This is a genomic window from Rhodanobacteraceae bacterium, assembly GCA_024234055.1.
Taxonomy (GTDB): Bacteria; Pseudomonadota; Gammaproteobacteria; order Xanthomonadales; family SZUA-5; genus JADKFD01.
Genome location: JACKOW010000003.1, coordinates 200,074 through 221,679, shown reverse-complemented (window position 1 = coordinate 221,679; position 21,606 = coordinate 200,074). Strand labels below are relative to the sequence as shown.

General features: G+C 63.4%; 21 protein-coding genes and 3 tRNA genes. 9 read left to right on the top strand and 15 right to left on the bottom strand.

Going from position 1 to position 21,606, the window contains the following annotated elements; translation table 11 throughout:
• The 7 genes from H7A19_08355 to H7A19_08325 all read left to right on the top strand — a co-directional run bounded on the left by H7A19_08355 (position 1) and on the right by H7A19_08325 (position 5,636).
• The gene (locus H7A19_08355; protein MCP5474840.1) at positions 1-1,431 is read left to right on the top strand and encodes a redoxin domain-containing protein; all 1,431 of its coding nucleotides are present in this window, start codon (positions 1-3) and stop codon (positions 1,429-1,431) included.
• Positions 1,432-1,448: 17 nt separating this feature from the next.
• Complete coding sequence (gene uvrC, locus H7A19_08350; GenBank protein ID MCP5474839.1) at positions 1,449-3,278, top strand: excinuclease ABC subunit UvrC; 1,830 nt, start codon at positions 1,449-1,451, stop codon at positions 3,276-3,278.
• Between the two features lie 32 nt (positions 3,279-3,310).
• A complete protein-coding gene (gene pgsA / locus H7A19_08345; protein ID MCP5474838.1) occupies positions 3,311-3,877 on the top strand; it encodes a CDP-diacylglycerol--glycerol-3-phosphate 3-phosphatidyltransferase in 567 nt (188 codons plus the stop codon).
• 256 nt (positions 3,878-4,133) lie between these two features.
• A tRNA-Gly gene (locus H7A19_08340) sits at positions 4,134-4,209 on the top strand.
• Positions 4,210-4,275: 66 nt separating this feature from the next.
• Positions 4,276-4,349, top strand: a tRNA-Cys gene (locus H7A19_08335).
• 55 nt (positions 4,350-4,404) lie between these two features.
• Positions 4,405-4,491: transfer RNA gene (locus H7A19_08330), tRNA-Leu, on the top strand.
• A gap of 182 nt (positions 4,492-4,673) precedes the next feature.
• Entirely contained in the window at positions 4,674-5,636 is a 963-nt protein-coding gene (locus tag H7A19_08325; protein MCP5474837.1) for a peptidylprolyl isomerase, read from the top strand.
• Positions 5,637-5,960: 324 nt separating this feature from the next.
• Here the strand turns inward: H7A19_08325 and H7A19_08320 are convergent, their stop codons facing one another.
• The 7 genes from H7A19_08320 to rsmD form a co-directional block, all read right to left on the bottom strand.
• Entirely contained in the window at positions 5,961-6,440 is a 480-nt protein-coding gene (locus H7A19_08320) for a DUF4920 domain-containing protein (protein ID MCP5474836.1), read from the bottom strand.
• A 208-nt stretch (positions 6,441-6,648) separates the two neighbouring features.
• On the bottom strand, positions 6,649-7,557 hold the full coding sequence (locus H7A19_08315; protein ID MCP5474835.1) for an MBL fold metallo-hydrolase: 909 nt from the start codon (positions 7,555-7,557) through the stop codon (positions 6,649-6,651).
• Complete coding sequence (gene ggt, locus H7A19_08310; GenBank protein ID MCP5474834.1) at positions 7,554-9,281, bottom strand: gamma-glutamyltransferase; 1,728 nt, start codon at positions 9,279-9,281, stop codon at positions 7,554-7,556. The genes H7A19_08315 and ggt overlap by 4 nt, the downstream gene beginning before the upstream one ends.
• The gene (locus tag H7A19_08305) at positions 9,278-9,535 is read right to left on the bottom strand and encodes a YfhL family 4Fe-4S dicluster ferredoxin (protein ID MCP5474833.1); all 258 of its coding nucleotides are present in this window, start codon (positions 9,533-9,535) and stop codon (positions 9,278-9,280) included. Before H7A19_08305 ends, ggt begins: the two co-directional genes overlap by 4 nt.
• A 243-nt stretch (positions 9,536-9,778) precedes the next feature.
• A complete protein-coding gene (locus H7A19_08300; GenBank protein ID MCP5474832.1) occupies positions 9,779-10,267 on the bottom strand; it encodes a hypothetical protein in 489 nt (162 codons plus the stop codon).
• A 165-nt stretch (positions 10,268-10,432) separates the two neighbouring features.
• On the bottom strand, positions 10,433-10,876 hold the full coding sequence (gene coaD / locus H7A19_08295; protein ID MCP5474831.1) for a pantetheine-phosphate adenylyltransferase: 444 nt from the start codon (positions 10,874-10,876) through the stop codon (positions 10,433-10,435).
• A 92-nt stretch (positions 10,877-10,968) separates the two neighbouring features.
• A complete protein-coding gene (rsmD, locus tag H7A19_08290) occupies positions 10,969-11,559 on the bottom strand; it encodes a 16S rRNA (guanine(966)-N(2))-methyltransferase RsmD (protein ID MCP5474830.1) in 591 nt (196 codons plus the stop codon).
• 113 nt (positions 11,560-11,672) lie between these two features.
• Here rsmD and ftsY point away from each other — a divergent pair, with 113 nt between their 5' ends.
• Both ftsY and mutY read left to right on the top strand, forming a co-directional pair.
• The gene (gene ftsY, locus H7A19_08285; GenBank protein MCP5474829.1) at positions 11,673-12,923 is read left to right on the top strand and encodes a signal recognition particle-docking protein FtsY; all 1,251 of its coding nucleotides are present in this window, start codon (positions 11,673-11,675) and stop codon (positions 12,921-12,923) included.
• 117 nt (positions 12,924-13,040) lie between these two features.
• A complete protein-coding gene (mutY, locus tag H7A19_08280; GenBank protein ID MCP5474828.1) occupies positions 13,041-14,435 on the top strand; it encodes an A/G-specific adenine glycosylase in 1,395 nt (464 codons plus the stop codon).
• Between the two features lie 61 nt (positions 14,436-14,496).
• Here mutY and H7A19_08275 read toward each other — a convergent pair whose 3' ends face one another.
• The 8 genes from H7A19_08275 to H7A19_08240 form a co-directional block, all read right to left on the bottom strand.
• Entirely contained in the window at positions 14,497-15,180 is a 684-nt protein-coding gene (locus H7A19_08275; GenBank protein MCP5474827.1) for a hypothetical protein, read from the bottom strand.
• A 180-nt stretch (positions 15,181-15,360) separates the two neighbouring features.
• Positions 15,361-17,049, bottom strand: coding sequence for a Na(+)/H(+) antiporter subunit D (locus H7A19_08270; GenBank protein MCP5474826.1), 1,689 nt, complete (start codon positions 17,047-17,049; stop codon positions 15,361-15,363).
• Positions 17,042-17,344, bottom strand: coding sequence for a hypothetical protein (locus H7A19_08265; GenBank protein ID MCP5474825.1), 303 nt, complete (start codon positions 17,342-17,344; stop codon positions 17,042-17,044). The genes H7A19_08270 and H7A19_08265 overlap by 8 nt, the downstream gene beginning before the upstream one ends.
• Positions 17,341-18,804: a monovalent cation/H+ antiporter subunit D family protein gene (locus H7A19_08260; protein MCP5474824.1), complete on the bottom strand. Its 1,464-nt coding sequence runs from the start codon at positions 18,802-18,804 to the stop codon at positions 17,341-17,343. The genes H7A19_08265 and H7A19_08260 overlap by 4 nt, the downstream gene beginning before the upstream one ends.
• The gene (locus H7A19_08255) at positions 18,801-20,276 is read right to left on the bottom strand and encodes a monovalent cation/H+ antiporter subunit D family protein (GenBank protein MCP5474823.1); all 1,476 of its coding nucleotides are present in this window, start codon (positions 20,274-20,276) and stop codon (positions 18,801-18,803) included. The genes H7A19_08260 and H7A19_08255 overlap by 4 nt, the downstream gene beginning before the upstream one ends.
• A 49-nt stretch (positions 20,277-20,325) precedes the next feature.
• Positions 20,326-20,679, bottom strand: a complete 354-nt coding sequence (locus tag H7A19_08250) for a cation:proton antiporter subunit C (protein MCP5474822.1) — start codon at positions 20,677-20,679, stop codon at positions 20,326-20,328.
• A complete protein-coding gene (locus H7A19_08245) occupies positions 20,676-21,098 on the bottom strand; it encodes a Na(+)/H(+) antiporter subunit B (GenBank protein MCP5474821.1) in 423 nt (140 codons plus the stop codon). The genes H7A19_08250 and H7A19_08245 overlap by 4 nt, the downstream gene beginning before the upstream one ends.
• Entirely contained in the window at positions 21,098-21,595 is a 498-nt protein-coding gene (locus H7A19_08240) for a DUF4040 domain-containing protein (protein ID MCP5474820.1), read from the bottom strand. The genes H7A19_08245 and H7A19_08240 overlap by 1 nt, the downstream gene beginning before the upstream one ends.
• Between the last annotated feature and the right edge of the window lie 11 nt (positions 21,596-21,606).

The window sequence follows — 21,606 nt, the reverse complement described above, 5'->3', positions numbered from 1 at the left end:
ATGAGTGGTGACATCTACCTGCAGGAGCTACCCGCAGAGCTCGAGTGGGTCAATACCGACGAGGCCATCCGCCTGTCGCAGTTGCGCGGCAAGGCCGTGCTGCTGAACTTCTTCACCGGGTCCAGCATTGCCTGCGAACAACAGGTGCAGGAACTGAGGCTGCTGGAAACCAAGTTCCATGATGGCCTGGTGGTGCTCGGCATACACACGGCCAAGCACCCGGTCGAGGCCGACAGCAAACTGTTGCTGAAGACCTGCAACCGCTGGAACCTGCGGCATCCGGTGGCCAGTGACCGCGAATGGCTGTTGTGGCGGCAACTTGGCATCGAGACCTGGCCGACCGCGGTACTGATCGATTGCGAAGGCCGATTGGTGGGGGTTTACCCCGGGGAAGGCAGGCGTGCCGAACTGGAAGTGCGCATTCAGGAGATTCTGGACCAGGCGGCCGAGAAAGAACTGCGCAGCTACGAGTCGGCGCCGACCGCGCGCAAGCCGGAGCCGCGTGGCGCCTTGCGGTTCCCGACACGCCTGGTAGCTTCCGGGGCGCATCTGTATGTGGCGGACAGTGGCTACAACCGGGTGCTGGAAGTCGGTTTCGATGGTCGGATCAATCGCCAGTTCGGATCCGGCAATCCAGGACATTGGGATGCCAAGGGCATAGAAGCCGGATTCCGCTGCCCGGTCGGCCTGGCCCTGACCAAAGACTTCCTGATGATTGCCGACACCGGCAATCACGCGATTCGACGTGTACGACTGATGAGCGGTGATGTCGACACCATCGCCGGCAACGGCCTGTGCGGGCGGCCCTCGGCTGCCGATATTTCGGCCCCGCGCGCCACGCCGCTGGCGTCGCCGGTGGACGTCACCCTGCAGAATGACCGGCTCTACATTGCCATGGCCGGATCGCACCAGATCTGGCAGCTGGATCTGGGGCGTGGTTCCTTGAGCCTGCTGGTGGGTAATGGCCGCGAAGATGCTGTCGATGGCACCGGCACCTTCAGCAGTTTTGCCCAGCCCACGGCGCTTGCCGTGCTGGGCGAGAGTCTTTTCGTCTTGGACGCGGCTACGTCGTCCTTGCGCAAGATCCGGCTTGAAGATGGTCGCGTCAGCACCCTGGTGCCGGGCGGGTTGTATTCGGACGGCTCGACTGACGGTCTGGGGATGGCCGCGCGCATGTGCCATCCCACCGCGATCCACGCCGACACCGCGCGCAATGTGTTGTGGATTGCCGATACGCTGAACAACAAGCTGCGGGTCTATGGTCTGGCCAAGAATGAGTTGAAGACGCTGAACATCAACTACAACCTGCAGTCACCGGCAGGCGTCTGCGTAGCCCAGGGCGCGGTCTTCATCGCCAACACCCACGCCCACGAGATTCTCAAGCTGGACCTGAAGACGGGGCGTTTGGCGCGGCTTGCCATCAGCACTTGAGTCGCGCGGTGGCAACGGTGTCCACAGATGCTGCGGCAGGTTTTGACGGTCGGGATTTTGCGCGCACGCTGACCACCGAGCCCGGGGTGTACCGCATGCTCGGTGCGGGCGATCAGGTGCTGTACGTAGGCAAGGCGCGCAATCTCAAGGCCAGGGTCGAGAGCTACTTCGCCCGCGGTGCCCACGATGCCCGCATCACCAGCATGATCATGCAGGTGCAGCGCATGGAGGTCATGGTCACCCGTACCGAGGCCGAAGCGCTGCTGCTGGAAGCACAGCTGATCAAGGCACTGAAACCGCGCTACAACATCGAATTGCGCGACGACAAGAGCTACCCCTGGATACGATTGACGGCCGGCGACGAGTTTCCGCGGGTCAGTTTCCATCGCGGCGCCCGATCCGCGCCAGATCGCTTTTTCGGGCCCTTCCCCAGCGCCTGGGCGGTGCGCGAAACCCTCAATCTGGTGCACAAGACTTTCAAGCTGCGACAGTGCGAAGACAGCGTATTTGCGCACCGCACTCGCCCGTGTCTGCAACACCAGATCCAGCGCTGCAGTGCGCCCTGCGTGGGCCTGATCGACCGCCATGATTACGCCGCTGCGGTGCGGCACGCCTGTCTGGTGCTGGAAGGCCGCAGCTCCACCCTGATCGATGAACTCAATGCCGAGATGGAACGCGCCGCGGGAGCTCTGGATTTCGAGCGTGCCGCCGAGTTGCGCGACCAGGTGGCAACCTTGCGCCGAGTGCTGGCCACCCAGTTCGTCCAGGGAGAGCGCGGCGATCTCGATGTCATTGCCTGCACCAGTCGCAACGGCAAGGCCTGCATCCAGGTGCTGTTCTTCCGCGGTGGCATGAGCCTGGGCAACCGTAGCTACTTCCCACGTTTCCTCGGTGCCGCCACCGAAGCCGAGGTGCTGCGGGCATTTGTGGTTCAGCACTACTCGGAGCAGACGGCGCCCGCTGAACTTCTGCTCAGCCACGCCATCGACGATCAGGAGCTGGTGGCCGAAGTGCTTAGCGATCAGGCTGGGCGCAAGGTCAAGCTGATCGACCGGCCGCGCGGCGACCGAGCCCGCTGGGTGGACATGGCGATGCGCACCGCCGAGGCAGCACTGGCCAGCGAACTGGCGGCCAACGCCACCGTCAGCGCCCGTCGCGAAGACCTGCGTCAGCTGCTTGGTCTGGATCAGGCGCCGGCCCGGATCGAGTGTTTCGACATCAGCCACACCATGGGCGAGGTCACGGTGGCCTCGTGCGTGGTCTTTGACGCCAATGGACCGCTGCGCAGCGACTATCGACGCTTCAACATCGACGGCATCGAGCCCGGCGATGACTACGCGGCCATGCGTCAGGCGCTGCAGCGCCGATTCGCGCGTCTGGCCCGGGGCGAGGGCATGGCGCCTGATCTGCTGTTGATCGATGGCGGTCTGGGTCAGCTGCGCCAGGCCCTGGAGGTGCTGACGGAGCTTGGTATCGACGGAATCCTGTGTGTAGGCGTGGCCAAGGGCCCCGAGCGAAAGCCTGGCCATGAGACCCTGATCATTGCCCCGGAAATGCGCGAACTGGAGCCCGGACCGGCCTCGCCCGGATTGCATCTGGTTCAGCAGGTGCGGGACGAAGCCCATCGTTTTGCCATCACCGGGCATCGCGGACGGCGCAGCAAGGCCCGCCAGAAGTCGGTGCTGGAGGATATTCCGGGCGTTGGCGCGAAGAGAAAACGGGCTTTGCTCAAGGCATTTGGCGGATTACAGGGCATTGCGCGCGCAGCTGTGGAAGACTTGAGCACCGTGGACGGCATCGATCGCGCTCTGGCGCAACGCATCCACGACACCCTGCATCAACGCTGAGAGGCGGCATGAGCACTCCCACCCGACATGCAATGCCGCTGAATCTGGCGACCTATCTCACCCTGGGCCGGATTGTGATGATCCCGGTGCTGGTGGTGCTGTTCTATGCGCCCTGGGAGTGGACCCATCGGGCCGCGGCCATGGTGTTTCTGGCGGCCGCACTGACTGATTGGCTGGATGGCTGGGTGGCGCGGCGATTCGATCAGGCCTCCAGCTTTGGCGCCTTTCTCGATCCGGTGGCCGACAAGCTGATGGTGGCCGTGGCACTGGTGCTGGTGCTGCAGCGCGATCCGCACCCCTGGCTGGCGATCGCCTGCGCCGTGATCATCGGTCGTGAAATCAGTATCTCGGCGCTGCGCGAGTGGATGGCCGAGATCGGCCAACGGGCGATGGTTCGGGTGGGCGGCATGGGCAAGGTCAAGACCATCGTGCAGATGGCCGCGTTGACCATGCTGCTGTGGCGCGATCCGCTGTGGAAGCTGCCGATCTACCATGTAGGTCTGGTCGCCCTCGCGATCGCCGCCGTGCTGACCCTTTGGTCTGCGGGCCAATATCTGCGAGCCGCCTGGCGGGTATTGCAGGGCAAGGAGAGCGAATAGCCGCCGGGCGCGTCCGTGCTTGGCGCTGTCGAGTCTGCCGGCACGACCCATGCCGGGCCGGCGCAGTGCCGTCCGGCATGCGCAAGCACGATGTCTTCCCCGTTCAATTGCCACAAGTCGAGTGCTCTGCATGGACCTCAGAGGCCTCGCGCAGCTCGGTTGCTGGAAGGCTGGCTCATGGCTGGCAAGCCCATGTAAGTTTCTTTCAAAAGAGGTGTTGACTTCGTCCGTTCTTCCGATATGATTGTCGGCTCTTGCGGGAATAGCTCAGTTGGTAGAGCACGACCTTGCCAAGGTCGGGGTCGCGAGTTCGAGTCTCGTTTCCCGCTCCAGATTCAGGGCAAAACCTCGGGTGACCGGGGTTTTGTTGTTTCAAGGGCCTGAAAACCCGAAGGTTTGGCCAGGTGGCAGAGTGGTCATGCAGCGGCCTGCAAAGCCGTGTACGCCGGTTCGATTCCGACCCTGGCCTCCAAACCTTCAAGTCCCCACCGAATCCGCGCTGGTGTAGCCTGCAACAGCCCGTCCAAGCCCGGATGGCGAAATCGGTAGACGCAAGGGACTTAAAATCCCTCGGCCTTGCGGTCATGCGGGTTCGAGTCCCGCTCCGGGCACCACGTTTCTTCCAGTGTGTAGCTGCGCCTTTAGCCGCGGATGCCCTGCATGCGTCGTTTCGGCCTTCTTGCGCCGTGCTTGTTACGCGTGTCTGATTTGTTGCCTTGCCGGTGACTGGCAGTGCGGCTTATGTCCATGCTTGCCTGTATCCTCCGAGACCACTTTTGTGACGGAGTTGAAATCTATGTCGAAGCAGCTTTTGCTTGGATTGGCGCTGCTGGCGCTGGCTTCGATGGCTGCGGCCCAGAATCCGCGGGTGCTTCTCGATACGGATCGTGGTCCGATGCTGCTGGAACTGGATAGTGTTCGTGCCCCGAACACCGTCGCCAATTTTCTGAGTTACGTCGATGATGGCTCCTACAATCGCTCGCTGATTCAGCGCGTGGTACCCAATTTTGTCGTCCAGGGTGGTGGCTTCAAGGAAAGTGGAGAGGGCATCGTCAAGCGCGCGGCAATCCCCAGCGAGCGCGGGAACGGTCTGCAGCACACGACCGGAACAGTGGCTATGGCCTTGACGTCCACCAATGGTGTCACCAATGTCAACAGTGCTACCTCGGACTTCTTCATCAACACCAATACCAATGCCTCGCTCAATGCCGACTTCACGGTCTTCGGGCGTGTGGTGTATGGCTACAAGACGCTGGAGGAGCTCAACACGACTCCGATCTTCTTCGGCAGCGAGCAGCCGATCCGCATGCCGCTGATCCGCAGGGCGGTGCGCGTGGCGTCGGATGAGTTTCCGATCCTGCCTTTGCACACCGGCACCTGGTTCGATCCGGACAACTCTGGCAAGGGCTTTCTGATCGAGATCACCAAGGCGAGCGGTGCCACCAACAGTGATTCGCCCATCCTGGTGGTGTCCTGGTATGACTTCTTCGAAGGCCAGCAGTTCTGGACCATCGGATCCGCGCCTTTTGCCTGGGGTGCAAGCTCGGTGGAAATCCCGATGCAGATCAGCACCGGCGGTCAGTTCGGCAGCGCCTACATGGCCTCGCAAGTGACCAGCAATCCGCAGTGGGGTGTGCTCACGATCCGTTTCAGTGATTGCAGCATTGGCAGTTTCAGCTACACCTCGGTGTATGGCAACGGCACGATTCCGGTGCGGAGCCTGACCTCGCCGCTGTACGAGAAGTGTCCGGGCAGCTGATCGGGTCAGCGCTGGCGTTCACTGATGGATGGCATTGCCGCGGCGCTTGACCGAGTCCAGGGGCAGGTTGTGGGAGCGGACTTTGTCCGCGATCGAGGCGCGCAGATGGTCGGGAGCCGACCATCGCGGCTGAAGCCGCTCCCATGGGGTTTGCCAATCAGCAAGCGTCTCCTGCGCCAACGCCCCATGGCCCGTTTTTCATTTTCAAATCAATGGCCTGGGGCATGCCTGGCGAGGGCGGGCCGCGCCCGGTGATCAGGGCAGAGTCGTGGAAAGCCCAAGTGGATCACCGGACGCAAGGGCCGCGCCCGCCAGTATCGGGTTTCAGCTGGACGGAAGCAGCATCACCGACGTCGCCATGATCTGAAATTCCTGGGTGTCACCTTGAATCTTGCTGCTGTCCTGGCCGGCATCATCGGCGAGATGCCTGGCCATCTTTTCGCTCATGGTCTTGACGCTGAGCGTCCCGTGGACCACGGCGTCGCCGCTGGTATCGGTGGGGATGAAGAAATCATCCTTGCCGAACATCACGCGGGCGTGGTTTTCGCCGTCGGCCAGGACCATCCAGCAGCCTTTGGCTTGACAGACCTTGGTGACTCGGCCGCTGAATTTCTGGGCTTTGCCCGTATAAGCCTCGCTATCGGTCAGTGCCGTTCCGATCGCGGTGGCTTCGCCTGCCGGCATGGCTGCGCCGTAGACCGGGTGCCCGTCGACGACGGATGAGGGCTCGGGCGTGGTGGCGGCGAAAGCCGGGTTCATGGCGAACAGGGCGAGAGCGGTGACGATGGGTCGGAACAGGGTCATGATCGTGCTCAGAGGCTGATGGGGCAGGGCGCTATTGTCGCCGATCGGATGCTGCAGGTGCGAGCGTGCCGAGGCAGTGGAAGTTGTCGCGGCTGAAGCCGCTCCCACAGATGGCGTGGGCTGGGCCGGCTCCTTGTGGGAGCGGGCTCTGCCTGCGATGGCGGGTCGCGGCTGAAGCCGCTCCCCCAGGTGGCAGGGGGCCGCCTGCCTACGCGAAGGGCAGGGTTTGCGCTGTCAGCGACGCATGCTCGTCGTGGGTGCTGTACTTGCCCTTGTCGTCTCGCTGCAGGGCGGCCCAGGCCGCTTGCGGGTCGTGGGTGAAGTACAGGCGCACGTCGCGGCGCAGCTTGTCGGCCAGGAAGTGCCGCTTCTCGTCGATCAGCAGTTCCGGATAGCGGTCATAGCCCATGGTCACCGGCAGATGCACCCAGGCTCGGCCGGGAATCAGATCGGCGCAGAAGACGATGCCGCCGTCGCCGCCGATCTCGCTCAGCATCAGTCCCGGCGTATGGCCGTGCGATTCGTAGAAGCCGACATCCTTGCCCAGCGACTGGCAGTGGGCGGGCAGGGCGCCTGGATTGCCGATGGCGTTGGCCGGACCCAGCTCCACCAGTTCCAGTCGTCCGCTGTCGGCCAGCAGTGCGTTCAGTTCCGGAATGAAGGACGCCCGGTCGCGGGCGTGCGGTTCCTGCGCGCGTTGCCAATGATCGCTGCCAACGACGAACTGCGCCTTGGGAAACAGCAATCGCGGCGGTTGGCCTTCTTCCCAGGCGGCCAGCAAGCCACCGGCATGGTCAAAGTGCAGGTGGCTGAGCACCACGACATCGATATCGGCATCGCTCAAACCCAGAGCGGCCAGGGAATCGAGCAGCACATGGCGATCTTCGAGCACGCCAAAGCGCTGCCGCAGTTTGGGTTCGAAGAAGGCACCGATGCCGGTCTCGAACAGCACGCGGCGACCGTCATCCAGTTGCACCAGCAGGCCGCGACAGGACAAGGGAATGCGGTGTTCCTCGTCGGGCTGTATCCAGCGTTCCCACATCGCGCGCGGCACATTGCCGAACATGGCGCCACCGTCCAGGCGTTGGGTATTGCCTTCGATTGACCAGGCTTTCATCGGAAGATCATCTCACGGTCGCGTGACTCGCCGCCGCCCACACCTTCCCAGCGGGGATCGGAGGCCGCATCGACACTGCCGTCCTGCTTGTTCCAGATGACCACCTGCATATTGCCCCAGGGACGCTCGGCGGGCGCAACCGTGTAGCCACGTTCGCTCAAGGCGCTGAGCTCGGCTTCGCTGAGTGCGCCCGGTTCCACCGAAACCGTGTCGGGCTGATACTGATGATGGATACGCGGCGCGGCAACGGCTTCGGCGGCGCTGCTGCCGGCCAGCACCTTGCTCAAGCCCAGGAACACCATGGTGATGATGCGGCTACCGCCGGGAGAGCCGATGGCGGCGGCCCGGTCCTTGCCTAGCAGGATTGTTGGTGTCATCGACGACAGTGGCCGCTTGCCGGGCTGGATGGCGTTGGCGTCGTCACCAATCAGCCCAAAGGCGTTCGGTACGCCGGGCTTCACCGAGAAATCGTCCATCTCGTTGTTGAGCACGAAGCCGGTGCCAGGGACCACGAACGCGGCACCAAAGGGCAGGTTCACGCTCTGGGTGACGGCAGCGATGTTCCCCTCGCTGTCGATGATCGAGAAGTGCGAGGTGTCGTTGCCCTCTGGCCCGGCGCTGATCCCCGGCAATGCATCGCTGGGCGTGGCCTTGCGGGTGTGGATCGAGGCGCGCAATCCGGCCGCGTAGTAGGGGCTGAGCAACATCTGCATGGGCACCTGCACGAAATCGGGATCGCCAAGGTAGATGGCGCGGTCGCGATAGACCCGGCGCATGGCTTCGATTTCCACATGCAGGCGCTGTACCCGGTCAAACTCTGCCAATGGATAGCCGCTGAGGATCTGAAAGAGGCCGACCAGAGCGACGCCGCCGGAAGAGGGCGGTGGCGAGGTCAGGATCTGCTGACCCTGGAACTCGAAGCGCAGCGGCTCGCGTTCCACGGCCTGGTACTGGGCCAGATCATCCAGCGACCAGATGCCGCCGGCGGCCTTGACACCTTTGACCAGGGTTGTCGCGGTGTCCCCATCGTAAAAGCCGCGGTGCCCCTCTCTGGCGATGCGCTCCAGTACCCTGGCAATGTCCGGGTTCCTGACGCGATCACCCTGGGCCGGCGGCTTGCCCTTGCGCAGAAACAGCGCGGCGGCGCCTTCGGACTTGGCCAGCTGTTCGGTGCGGAATCCGATCATCGCCGAGTTCTTTGCGCTCCAGACATAGCCCTTGCGTGCCAGGCGGATGGCCGGCGCAAACGATTGCTTCAAGGGCAACTTGCCGTAGCGTTCGGCCACCAGCACCAGGCCAGCCGGCAGGCCAGGAATGCCGGCGGCCAGGGCGCCGTTGACGCTGCGGGCGCGCTGGGCGTTGCCGTCTGCGTCCAGATACATGTCGCGGGTCGCCGCCAGCGGGGCCTTCTCACGCGCATCGACGAACACCGCCTTGCCGTCACTGGCGCGGTGCAACAGGAAGAAGCCGCCCCCGCCCAAACCTGAGCTTTCGGGTTCCACCACGGCCAGCGCGGCAGACACCGCCACAGCCGCATCGAAAGCGTTGCCGCCCTGCGCCAGGATCTCGAAACCGGCTTCGGTGGCCTGTTTGTTCGCGCTGGCAATGCCGGCGGCGTGGGGCTTGACCTCGGCCAGGGCCAGCGCCAGCGTCGGCAGCCACAGCAGGATCAGCCACAGCCCGATCCGCGGCCAGTGCTTGAGAATTGGACGATCGGTATTCATGCCGTTTCCTCGTTCTTCAGCTGAATGGCCTTGGCCAGCAGCTGCTCGCGGGTTTCCGGGATGGCCGGATCCACAAAGATGCACTCAACCGGACACACCACCACGCACTGCGCCTCCTCATGATGGCCCACGCATTCGGTGCAGCGGCTGGGGTCAATCTCGTACACCTGCGGTCCCTGATAAATCGCCCGATTGGGGCACACGGGCTCACAGACGTCGCAGTTGATGCATTGATCGGTGATCAGCAGGGCCATGCCAGTTCCAGTGTTTCAGCCTCAGGCGCGCACGCCGGAACCCGGCAGTCGGTCTGATCCCGGTGCGACCTGTTTGCGGCATTGACCCACTGTCGAAGGGGTCAACACGGAAGCTGGATACATAGGTCTCGGCCGATTCGGTTGGCTGCCATCCATCCGCCTGCTTTCGAGTTGCCTTGCATCAACACCGACTCGCCTGGGGCGGGTCGGTGTCGAGGTCAGAGCTCTGCCTTCGGTTGCGAACTACTTCGCCTCGTGGAAAACGAAGCTTGCACCCCAGGCCGTGACGGCCGTGCGCACGCGTTCTTCCTCGGCTTTCTGTCCGATGAAGATGACGCGAATTCCCTTCAGCAGATCTGGTCTGGGATCGGCGAAGGCTTGCTCGACGATACTGGCCATCAGCGGCGAGTCCGGCGACGCAAACAGCAGGGTCGTGCCTTCGGCAATGCCACGGCCGATGAAGTTCTTGGTGTTTTCAATGTGACGCGCGGTCTTTGCTTCGTCCTGACCGTATTCGACGAAAGTGACAAAGACGCGCGAATTCTGGTCGGCCTGGGCAGCCGGGATATAAGTCTTCGAAATGGCCGCCACGTACTTCTTCCAGGCAGCCGAATCAGACGGGTTGGTCGGCACGATCTTCGCCGGATCCGGCGGTGGTGGAGCCTCTTCACAGGCTCCCAAGGTGAACAACACGCCGGTCAACGCGGCGATCGCAAGAAAGCGACGGAACATGATGAGGCTCCTTCGATAGGTCATCCCGAGTGCAAGCATGCTACCAGCACCCGATACATTAAGAATCATTCAGGCGGCCTTGACAGCACCAATTGTGTGCACTTCAGTCTGACGCCTTCCCCTTGCCCGATCTTGCGTCAAGTCAATGGCCAGGTGGGTCGGCTTTCAGCGCTTCCACAGTGCCACCAGCCGCTGCTGCACCGCCGGAGGCACGAATCCGGAGACATCGCCGCCGAGTCTGGCCACCTCGCGCACCAGCGATGAAGAAATGAAGCTGAACTTTTCAGCCGGCGTGAGAAACATGGTTTCGGCTTCAGGAATCAGATGCCGGTTCATGCTGGCCAGCTGGAACTCGTACTCAAAGTCGGAAACCGCGCGCAGGCCGCGGAGAATCACCGAGGCGCCGATATCGCGCACGAAATGCGCGAGCAAGGAATTGAAGCCTCGCACTTCGACGTTGGCGATCCCCGCCAGCGACTCCTTCGCCAGTTCGATGCGTTCATCCAGGCCGAAGCTGGGTCCCTTGATGGGGTTGTGGGCAATCCCGACCACCAGTCGCTCGAACAGCGGAGCGGCGCGCACCACCAGATCCACATGACCATTGGTCATCGGGTCAAAGGTGCCAGGGTAGACCGCAATGCGCGAAGACGGCCGTGTCGCTGTCGAGTCATTCACGCTGTCTGCTCCGCTGCTTTCCAGGCTCACAGGCTAGCAGCCTGTCGGAGGTGAAGGGAATCGGCTGATCCCGCTGTGCGCTGCAGGAGACAGTAGTGGATTCGCCCGGCGCGCGCCTGTTTGAGCACCCGCCATTCGTCGTCCAGCGCCAGCTCCACATCGATCGGATGTTCCACATAGACCTTGGCAGCGGGGTTCAGCCAGGCCGGCAGCTTTGGCAGCAGGTCAGGCCACAGCGAGGCCTGATAGGGCGGATCCACAAACACCAGATCGAAGCCGCCGGCCACCGTGCCAGCCAACAGTTGCCGGGCATCGTCGTGCGTGACCCGTGCCCGATCAGCCATGCGAAAACGTTCCAGTGCCGAGGTGATCTGGGCCGCCAGAGCGAAGTCGGTTTCGTTGAAGTGCACGAAGTCGGCGCCGCGCGACAGTGCTTCCAGCCCCAGCACACCAGTTCCAGCGCACAAGTCCAGGGCGCGCGCGCCTCGCACACTCGGGCCCAGCCAGTTGAACAGGGTTTCGCGTACCCGGTCCGGCGTTGGCCGCAGGCCCGGTCGGTCCGGCACCGGAAGCTTGGAGCGCTTGAGCGATCCGCCGATGATGCGGACTTCACCCACAGATCTGGCGGGAGCAGCTGAATGGCGTCGTGCGTTCACGAAGATCAGGATACGTCGGCGGTGCGGGACCGCTAGAATCGCGGGCTTTACAGCAAACAACAATCCAGCCGCGCATGTTCAAGTGGTTTCGCAAGGACAAGACTGATGCACCGGTTCGACCGCCGGAGCTGGCAACGCCACCCGAGGAGTCGCTCGCGGCCGCCAGTGAGGCGATTGCAGCAGATGCTGCAGTGCCCGAGGTCGGGGCGTTGACGAGTGGTTCGGACTCCGAGCGAGTCCCCGAATCGACTTCCGCTTGGGTAGACAGCGCCGCGACGACCGCCTCGACTTTCGAGAGAGAGCCGGAGCTCGAGCCGCAGCCGCAGCAGGAGTTCTTTGATCCCGCACTGGCCTTCAGCAGCGCCATCGATGCGATCGCGGCCGAGCCCAGGCCCGCGCCGCCGCCCAGGCTCAGCGAGCGGCTGGCGGCATCGGCACGGGCGCTCACCGGCAGCGTGGGTACGCTGTTCAAGCGCAATCCCAAGCTGGATGAGGATCTGCTTGAAGAACTGGAAACGGCGCTGATCCAGGCCGATATCGGCGTCGTCGCCAGCACCGAGCTGGTCGAGGGTCTGCGGGTGCGCATGCGCAAGCGCGAGTTCGCCGATGCCCATGAACTGCTGGCAGCCTTGCGCAAGTCACTGCACGGACTGATCGCCAACTACGCGCTGCCCTTGCAGATTCCGAGCACGCCCCGGCCTTTTGTGATTCTCACGGTGGGCGTCAATGGTGCCGGCAAGACCACCACCATTGGCAAACTGGCGATGCGCTACAAGCTCGCCGGGCATAGTGTGATGCTGGCGGCCGGCGACACCTTTCGGGCGGCCGCGGTCGAACAGCTCAAGACCTGGGGCGAGCGCAATCAGGTGCCGGTGGTGGCCCAGGGCAGCGGCGCCGATTCCGCATCGGTGATCTTCGATGCCCTGCAGGCCGCCAAGTCGCGCAACATCGATGTGCTGATTGCCGATACCGCCGGCCGATTACACACCCAGGGTCATTTGATGCAGGAACTGGCCAAGGTCAAGCGCGTGCTCGGCAAGATCGACCCCGGCGCGCCGCACGAGACCTTGCTGGTCATCGACGGCGGCACCGGCCAGAACGCGCTGAATCAGGCCAAGCAGTTCAACCAGGCCGTGGGCGTCACTGGCGTGGTCGTGACCAAGCTCGATGGCACCGCCAAAGGCGGCATGGTCTTCGCCCTGTGCCGCGAACTCGGTCTGCCGCTGCGCTTCATCGGCGTCGGCGAGAAGCGCGAGGATCTGCGCGAGTTTGTCGCTGACGAATTCGTCGACGCGCTGCTGCCGCCGGAGCTGGGCAAGGCTTGATCAAAAGTAGCCCGGGCAAGCCGAAGGCGCACCCGGGGGCGATGTCGGAATGCCGGGGCTCGCGGGTGTCTTGCCGGTTCACACGCCTTGTTTCACTCACCCTCACTGAACCCAATCATGCAATCCATCAAACGCTGCGACGACGGGAGAGCTCAGGAGCGCGACCTCGGAGGCAGTGAAACCGACTTCGCCGGCCGCCTGCTGGCCTGGTTCGACCAGCATGGTCGCCACGATCTGCCCTGGCAGCATCCCCGCACGCCCTATCGGGTTTGGCTGTCCGAAGTGATGCTGCAGCAAACCCAGGTGCAGACCGTCATTCCCTATTTCGAGGCCTTTCTGACACGCTTCCCGGATCTGCCGGCACTGGCTGCAGCCAGTCTGGACGAGGTGCTGGCGCAATGGTCTGGGTTGGGCTACTACTCGCGGGCGCGCAATCTGCATCGGGCCGCGCAGATCTGTGTCGCGCAGCACCGGGGCGAACTGCCCGACGATTTCCATCAGTTGCTGGCGCTGCCGGGCATTGGTCGATCCACCGCCGGGGCCATCCTTGCGCAGGCTCATGGTGCCCGTCACGCCATCCTCGACGGCAATGTCCGGCGGGTGTTGTCGCGTTATCGAAGGGTCGCTGGTGATCCGGCCAGCAGCACCACACAGGCCGCCCTCTGGCAACTCTCGGAATCGTTGCTCCCCGACGCGCGACTGGCCGACTACACGCAGGCGCTGATGGATCTGGGTGCGTCCGTGTGCAGTCGCACTCGCCCGACCTGCCTGTTGTGTCCGCTGCAGGATGACTGTGGGGCGCATCTGACCGGCGCCGTCGCCCAATTCCCCCAGGCGCGGGTCCGGCGCGAACGGCCACTGCGCAGTTGCGTGCAACTGTGGGTGCAGGACCGCCAGCAGCGCTTGCTGCTGAAGCGGCGATCGCCGACGGGCATTTGGGCGGGCCTTTGGTCCTTGCCTGAAGCCGATACGCAAGCAGCGGCGATTGAAATCCTGCATGGTGATGGATTGCGCGCACGCAGCAGCAGCGTCTTGACCTCTCTGAGGCACGAGTTCACCCATTATTCGCTCGACATCCAGGTCTTGGCGGTTGAAGTCGAAGCAGCCGCCCTCACAGATAACGATACGCGCTGGTTTGCCACCCCCGAGGCACTCGCCCTTGGCCTGCCGCAGCCGGTGCGGCGTTTGATCGAGAGCCAGGCCGCCGCCTGCGCCCAGCCCATTCCCGCCCCTGAGGTAATTCTCGTGTCCCGATTGATCCATTGCGTACGCTACGGCGCCGACCAGGAAGGTCTGGTCCGCATTCCCTATCCCGGCGAACTTGGTCAGCGTATTTTTGATCAGGTCTCGCAGCGCGCCTGGGGCGAATGGCTGGCTCACCAGACCATGCTGATCAACGAGAATCGGCTGTCGCCGGTCGATCCCAAGGCCCGCGCATTTCTGCGCGACGAGATGGAAAAGTACTTCTTCGGCGAAGGCTCGGTACAGCCGCCGGGCTTTGTGGCGCCCTGACGCCTGACAGGCCGGCGCCCAACTCGCCGATGCCCAAACACCTATGAGGCGTCCGCGGTGTTCAGCCCGACGTTCCTGCTTCAGCGCCTTGTAGTCCACCGGCTGAATCTGGCTGAAGAAGCACATCTGATTCTCGAAGTAGATCTTGTCGAAGCGCCGATCGATGATGTTGTTGTTCGAGCTGATGCCGATCGTCTGCTGGAACTCCAGACCCGAACACGGCGCCCGCAGCGTCAGCAGCCAGGCCCGATTGACACTGGGTTTTCTGGCGGTACCAGCTGCGAAGGCTGTTCTCGAAGCCCTCGTACCACCGTTCGAAGGCGCGCTCGAATGCTTCCATGCTCATGTTCGCCTCGCTCGCAAGCTCGGAGAGTATCGTCTTGATCGGCGACTCGGGCATCTCGGCAATACGGTCGCTGATCGAGGTCATGCTCGGCGGATCAACCGGCGATCCGTCGCGGGAACATAGGGCGTGCAGCAAGTCTGACCAACGCAGATAGCTCGGATTGAACGTCTTTCCCTCCTGTGACTTGAATTCGCCTTCAATGAACATCAGCCGTGGACTAGACAGGATCCGTGCCATTTCCGAAGGCTGCAGCAGGCGGGACAAACCGCGACGCAACCACTTGGCGCGAGAATTCAGCACGGAGGCAATGGCTTCGTTTACGGCGCTGGCGATCAGCGCGAACAACATGTAGACGAAGAACAGGCCCAAAAGGACATCCAGCAATGTCAAAAGCCCCATTCCCCATCCCCCTTTGAGTGCCATTCTGGGGTATTGGTGTCATCAAGGCGCCATTTGTCCCACCGCTGTTGCCGCTTCCTCCAGGAGCGGCTTTCGACCATCGCTGGCGGATGCACTCTGGCGGGTGCTGCGAAGTACCTGGTCTCTGGTGCCGTGGGCGGTTGCAACCGCCGAGCTTCCTCAGCCGCGCTGCGCCAGCACCACGACCAGCACCAGGATGACGGTGACCCAGAGGGTCATGCTGCCGGCCGGAGAAGTGCGGGCCAATGCGCCGCCGGGCAGGCTCCAGCGAATCAGTGCGTGCAGGCGCGATTGTCCGTGCTGGTGCCAATGACGTGCGATCCAGCCAGTCAGGGCAGCCCAGATTCGCTCCACGCCGCCGGCGATGGCGGGTAGCGCGCGGCGATAGAGCCAATCGGTATCCAGGCTGATCGTCAGGGTGCGCCGCATGGCCGGGAGCATCACGAAGAAGGCCAGGCCGGCGAACAGCAGCAGCTGGAACTGGCTGATCAGATGTGCGCCGGTATACGGTTCATAGGCGACCGGGTAGGGCAGCAGGGTGTAGAGGATCTGCGGGAAGCAGCCGATGACCACGCAGGCGAGCGCGAACAGGATCATCGCCGCGCGCATGTTCCAGGGCGGGTCGGCGGGTCGCAGGCCGGAATCCTTCTGGAAGAACACGAACCAGGGGAACTTGATGCCGGCATGGAGGAAAACGCCGGCGGATGCCGCCGTCAGCAGATACCAGACCCAGACCAGATGCTGGTCGACAGCGGCCTGGGAAATCATCGACTTGCTGATGAAGCCCGAGGTGAAGGGAAAGGCTGAAATGGCCAGGGCACCGACCACGCCGCAGATCGTGGTGATCGGCATCGACCGGTACAGGCCACCGAGATCGGTGCACTTGCTCTTGCCCGTCTGGTAGAGCACCGAGCCGGCGCTCATCAGCAGCAGTGCCTTGTAGATGATGTGGGCAAAGGCATGGGCGGCGGCGCCGTTGATGGCCATTTCGGTGCCGATGCCGACGCCGCAGACCATGAATCCAACCTGGTTGACGATGGAATAGGCCAGGATTCGGCGCATGTCGTTTTCGAGCAGCGCATAGATGATTCCGTAGAACACCATGTACAGGCCGATCCAGATCAGGATCTGCGTTCCCGGGAACAGCAGGATCAGCGCCAGCACCGCGGTCTTGGTGGTGAAGGCAGACAGGAACACCGTACCGAAGGGGCTGCCTTCAGGATAGGCATCGGCCAGCCAGGCGCTGACCGGCGGCGCGGCGGCGTTGATCAGCACGCCGACCAACACGACCCAGGCATCGAAGTTGTCCAGCGCCAGCGGACGGATCTCGATGGATCCGGTATGGATCATGATGCCTTCGATGCCGATCTTCAGCACGACGCCGCCGATCAGGTGCATGAGGGCATAGCGCACACCGGCCCGGCGCGCCGCGTCGGTGCCGCCGCACCAGACCACGACCGTGGAAAACAGCGCCATGAATTCCCAGAACAGGAACATGGTGATCAGATCACCGGCGAAACTCACGCCCACCGCGCCGGCAGCGTAGGCGTAGGCCGCCGCCAGTTCCTGCCAGCGCGCCTGGCGCAGCGCGAACAGGCCGCCGCCGAAAGCCATCAGCGTGAACACCGTGGCGAACAGGCGGCGCACCGCGCTGGCTTCGACCAACTGGATGTCGTAGCTCAGGAATTTGGCGGTGAGCAGCACGCCATCGGGCAGCTGCCAGATCGCCCACAGGGTCAGCAACGGCGCGCCGAGCACGATCACCGGGCGCAGCGCCGGTCGGGCGATGCCGATGAGCAGCGCGCCGAGGATCAGGATGAAGGCGGGCGGAAAGGCGAGCTCAAACATCGTTGCGAGTCTCGCTGGTCTCTGGCTCGGCGCCGTAGTAGCTGTCGGGGCGCTTCAGCCCCCAGCCCAGCACCTTCGCCAGCAGCACCATGCCCACACAGGTCAGAAAGCCATAGACGGCATTGAATCCGAACCAGCCGTCGGCGCCGAAGTGCGGGTGCATGTCCACCGCAAACTGAGCCACCAGCGTGGCGGCCAGAACCACTGCGAACAGCCACCACAACAGGCGGATGGTCTTCGGCCGGCTGAGCCATGCGCTCTCGCTGCTGGCGTGCGTTTCTCGGGATTCACTCATGGCATTTGCACGATGGCTTTTTCGAAGTCGACGGCGGGTCCGTTGAATACGAAGAACAGGATGGTCAGTGCCGCAGTGCAGACCAGCGCCGCCACCATGGGCCAGGGCGCCTCACGGTGGTCGATCCGCGGAGCCACGGTCTCCACCCGGAAGAAGGCCCGATGGATGATCGGCAGGAAGTAGAAGGCGTTGAGGGCGGTGGAAATGATCAGCACCGCCAGCACGAAGTACAGATCGTTCTGGAAGGCGCCGGCGATCATGTACCACTTGGACACGAAGCCCGCCGTGGGCGGCACACCAACCATGCTCAGGGCGCCGATGGTGAAGGCGGCCATGGTCAGCGGCATGCGCAGACCGATGCCGTCCAGCTGCGATACCTGGGTCTTGCCGGCAGCGACGTAGATGGCGCCGGCGGTGAAGAACAGCGTGATCTTGGCAAAGGCGTGGGCCACCATGTGCATGGCCGCACCGATTTCGGCGAAAGGTGTGAGCACCAGTGCCGCGAGCACGATGTAGGACAGTTGGCTGATCGTGGAATAGGCCAGCAGGCGCTTGATGTTGTCCTGGCGCAGGGCTACCACCGAGGCCGAGATGACGGTGAATCCGGCCAGATAGACCAGCAGGCGCTCGGCCGGGATGCTCGCCAGGAAATCGGTGCCGAAGATGTAGATGACCACCTTGGTGATGGTGAACACGCCGGCCTTGACCACGGCCACTGCATGCAGCAGTGCCGATACCGGCGTTGGCGCCACCATGGCCGCCGGCAGCCAGCGGTGCACGGGCATCACCGCCGCCTTGCCCACGCCCAGCACGAACAGTGCCAGCAGCAGCGCCGCCTCGGTCTGGCCAGCCTTGCCGGCGAGGATGCCGCCCGGGGTAAAGCTGACCGTGCCGGCGATACTGTAGGTGTAGACGATGGCAGGCAGCAGCAATCCGATCGAGGTGGCCAGCAGAATGCCGAGATAGGTGCGCGCACCCTTGACGGCGTTGCGATCCCCGGCGTGTGACACCAGCGGATAGGTGGACAGCGTGAGCATCTCGTAGAACACGAACAGCGTGAACAGATTCTCCGCCAGCGCCACGCCCATGGCACCTGAAAGGGCGATGGCGAAGCACAGGTAGAAGCGGGTCTGGTTCTGCTCTCTTTTGGCGCGCATGTAGCCAATGGCGTAGACCGAGGTGACTATCCACAAACCGCTGGCCAGCAGCGCAAACATCATGCCCAGCGGTTCAGCGCGCAAGGCGAGGGCGACGCCCGGGATGGGTTCAGCCAGCATCAGGCGCGGCGTCAGTCCCGCATTCAGATCCATCAACACCGAGATTGCGCTCAGGAACAGGGCCACCGCCGTGCTCAGGGTCACTGCCTCGCGCACGTTCGGCCATCGCCTGCAGGCAACGATGCCGGCACCACCGGCCAGCGGGATCAGCAGGCACAGCAGCAGATGCCACTGCGCGCTCATGGCTGCACCCCGGTGAGTGCGCGAGCAGCCTGTTCAGCCAGTCCCACCGTCAGGCGTGTGTCTATTCCGAAATAGACATTGGCAACCACCAGCGCCCAGGTCGGCAGCAGCAGCCCCAGCGGCACCTCCTGAGTGCGATCACGCGATTCGGAAGGCTGGAAATAGGCGACTTCGATGACGCGCCAGACGTAAACCACCGACATCAGCGAACTGGTCAGGATGGCGACTACCAGCCACCACCAGCCTTGTTCCAGTGCCGCCAGCACCAGGTACCACTTGCTGATGAAGCCTACCGTCAGCGGTACGCCGATCAGGCTCAGACTGCCGGCGACGAAAGCGGCCAGCGTCCAGGGCATGGCTCGGCCCAAGCCCTTGAGTTGGTCGATGCCGGTGCCGCCCATACGCCAGGCGATGGCCCCCAAGGCCATGAACAGCGCGCCTTTCATCAGGGCGTGGTTGAACAGATGCAGAAGCGCCGCCGTCAGTCCCAGCGTGGATGCCAGCGCCAGCCCGGCAACCGCGTAGCCGATCTGGGCCACACTGGAGTAGGCCAGTACCTTCTTGACATCACTCTGGTTGATGGCCACCGCCGATGCCACCAGCATGCCGATGACTGCAAGTCCAGCCAGCACCTGCGAAAGGGGTAGCTGGCCGAAGGAGAAATTCACGCCGAAGATGTCGTAGAGGAAGCGAATCAACACATAGACCGCTACCTTGGTGGAGGTGGCGGCCATCAGCGCGCTAACCGACGAGGGCGCGTAGGTGTAGGCGTTGGGCAGCCACAGGTGCAGCGGAAACAGTGCGAGCTTCAGACAGACACCGACGACGACGAAAGCGACTGCGGTGATCACGGTGCGCGTATGCGCCACCGCCGGCAGGCGTTCCGCGAGGTCCTGCATGTTGAGCGTGCCGGTCATGGCGTACAGCAGCCCGACGCCGATCAGGAAGAAGGTGGCGCCGACAGTACCCATGACCAGATAGCGAAAGGCACTGGTGAGTGCCCGTCGGTCACGACCCAAGGCAATCAGGGTGTAGGTCGACAGCGAAGAGATTTCCAGGAACACGAAGACATTGAAGGCGTCGCCGGTGGCGGTAATGCCCAGCAGCCCGGTCAGCAGCAGCAACAGGGCGGCATAGAAGCCCGGATGGTTGTCGGGATCGATCTCACGTCGGGCGCTGAGTCGGGCGTAGGGAAAGACCGTGGCAGCGACCAGGGTCACCAGCAACTGCACCAGAGCGTTGGCCATGTCCAGGCGGTATTCGATGCCCCACGGCGCCGCCCAGCCACCCAGGGCGTAGCTCAACGTGCCGTGCTGCTGGACCTGAAACACCAGCGCCAGAGCGATGGCGAGCAGGGTCCAGCTGACCAGGGTGGCCAGCGCCCAAGGCGCGCGATCGCCTCGCAGCATCACCGCCAGCGGCGCGGCCAGCAGAGGAATCACCACGATCAGGACCTGCAGATGAGGACTCATGTCCGCGCTGCGCCTCGAATCTCAAGGCAGGTCATCGGGCCCGGGAGACTCATGCGTCGTTGTCCATCTGCTGCAGTTCGTCCTCTTCCACGGTCCCGTAGGCTTCCTTGATGCGGATGACCAGTGCCAGACCCAGAGCCGTCGTCGCCACTCCGACCACGATGGCGGTCAGGATCAGCACATGAGGCAGCGGATTGGAGTACAGGCTGACGCCTTCGGTCAGGATGGGCACGGCGCCGTCGTGGACAAAGCCGATGCTGATGTAGAGAAAGAACACGGCGGTCTGGAATACGTTCAGGCCCACCAGTTTCTTCACCAGATTGCCGCGTGAAATCATCGTGTACAGGCCGATCATCATCAGGCCGATCACGATCCAGTAGTTGTACAGGCCTAGAGAGGTCATCGATCACGCACCCTGGCGGCAAAGACGAAGGCCAGCAGCAGCAGCGTCGAGGCCACCGTGACTGCCACACCCACTTCGATCAGGAAGATGCCGAGGTGCTGGCCGCCGGCCGGCGTGCTGCCAAGTACGTTGTAGTTGAGGAACTGGGCGCCCAGCAACAGGGTGATGACGCCAGTGCCGCCGTAGATCAGCACGCCCAGTGCGCTCAGCGTTCGCAGCACCTTGATGGGTGCAATCCGGCGGGTTTCGTCCAGACCAAATACCAGCATGTGCAGAATCAGCGCAGCCGCCAGGATCACGCCGGCCTGAAAGCCGCCGCCAGGACCCAGTTCACCGTGGAACTGCACGTACAGCGCGAACAGCACGATCACCGGGATCATGAACTTGCTGACGATGCGCAGGATCAGCGAATCGCGCATCAGTGGCCACTCTTGCGGCGCACGCCGCCGATCAGCAGAAACACGCCGAGGCCCGCCGTGAAGACCACGGCGACCTCGCCGAGTGTGTCGAATCCACGGTAGCTGGCCAAGACGCTGGTGACGACGTTGGGAATACCGATTTCCTCACCGGACTCCTGCAGATAGCGCGGCGCCACATGCTGGTGCGCCACGTTCTCCGGGGCGCCGACTCTGGGCAGATCCAGCGTCCCGTAGACCAGCACGGCGCCGGTGACCAGCACCACGGCCAGAGGCAACCATTGGCGGCCGATTGGGCGTTCAAAGCGACTGGTGTAGCTCAGCGCCATCAGCATCAGAATGGTCGATACCCCGGCACCGACCGCGGCTTCGGTAAAGGCCACATCGGCCGCGTCCATGACCAGGAACATGCCGGCAGAGAGCAGGCTGTAGGCGCCAAATACCATGACCACGACCAGCAGGTCGCGGCTGCGCACGACGAAGATCGCCGTGATCACCATGAAGGCCAGCA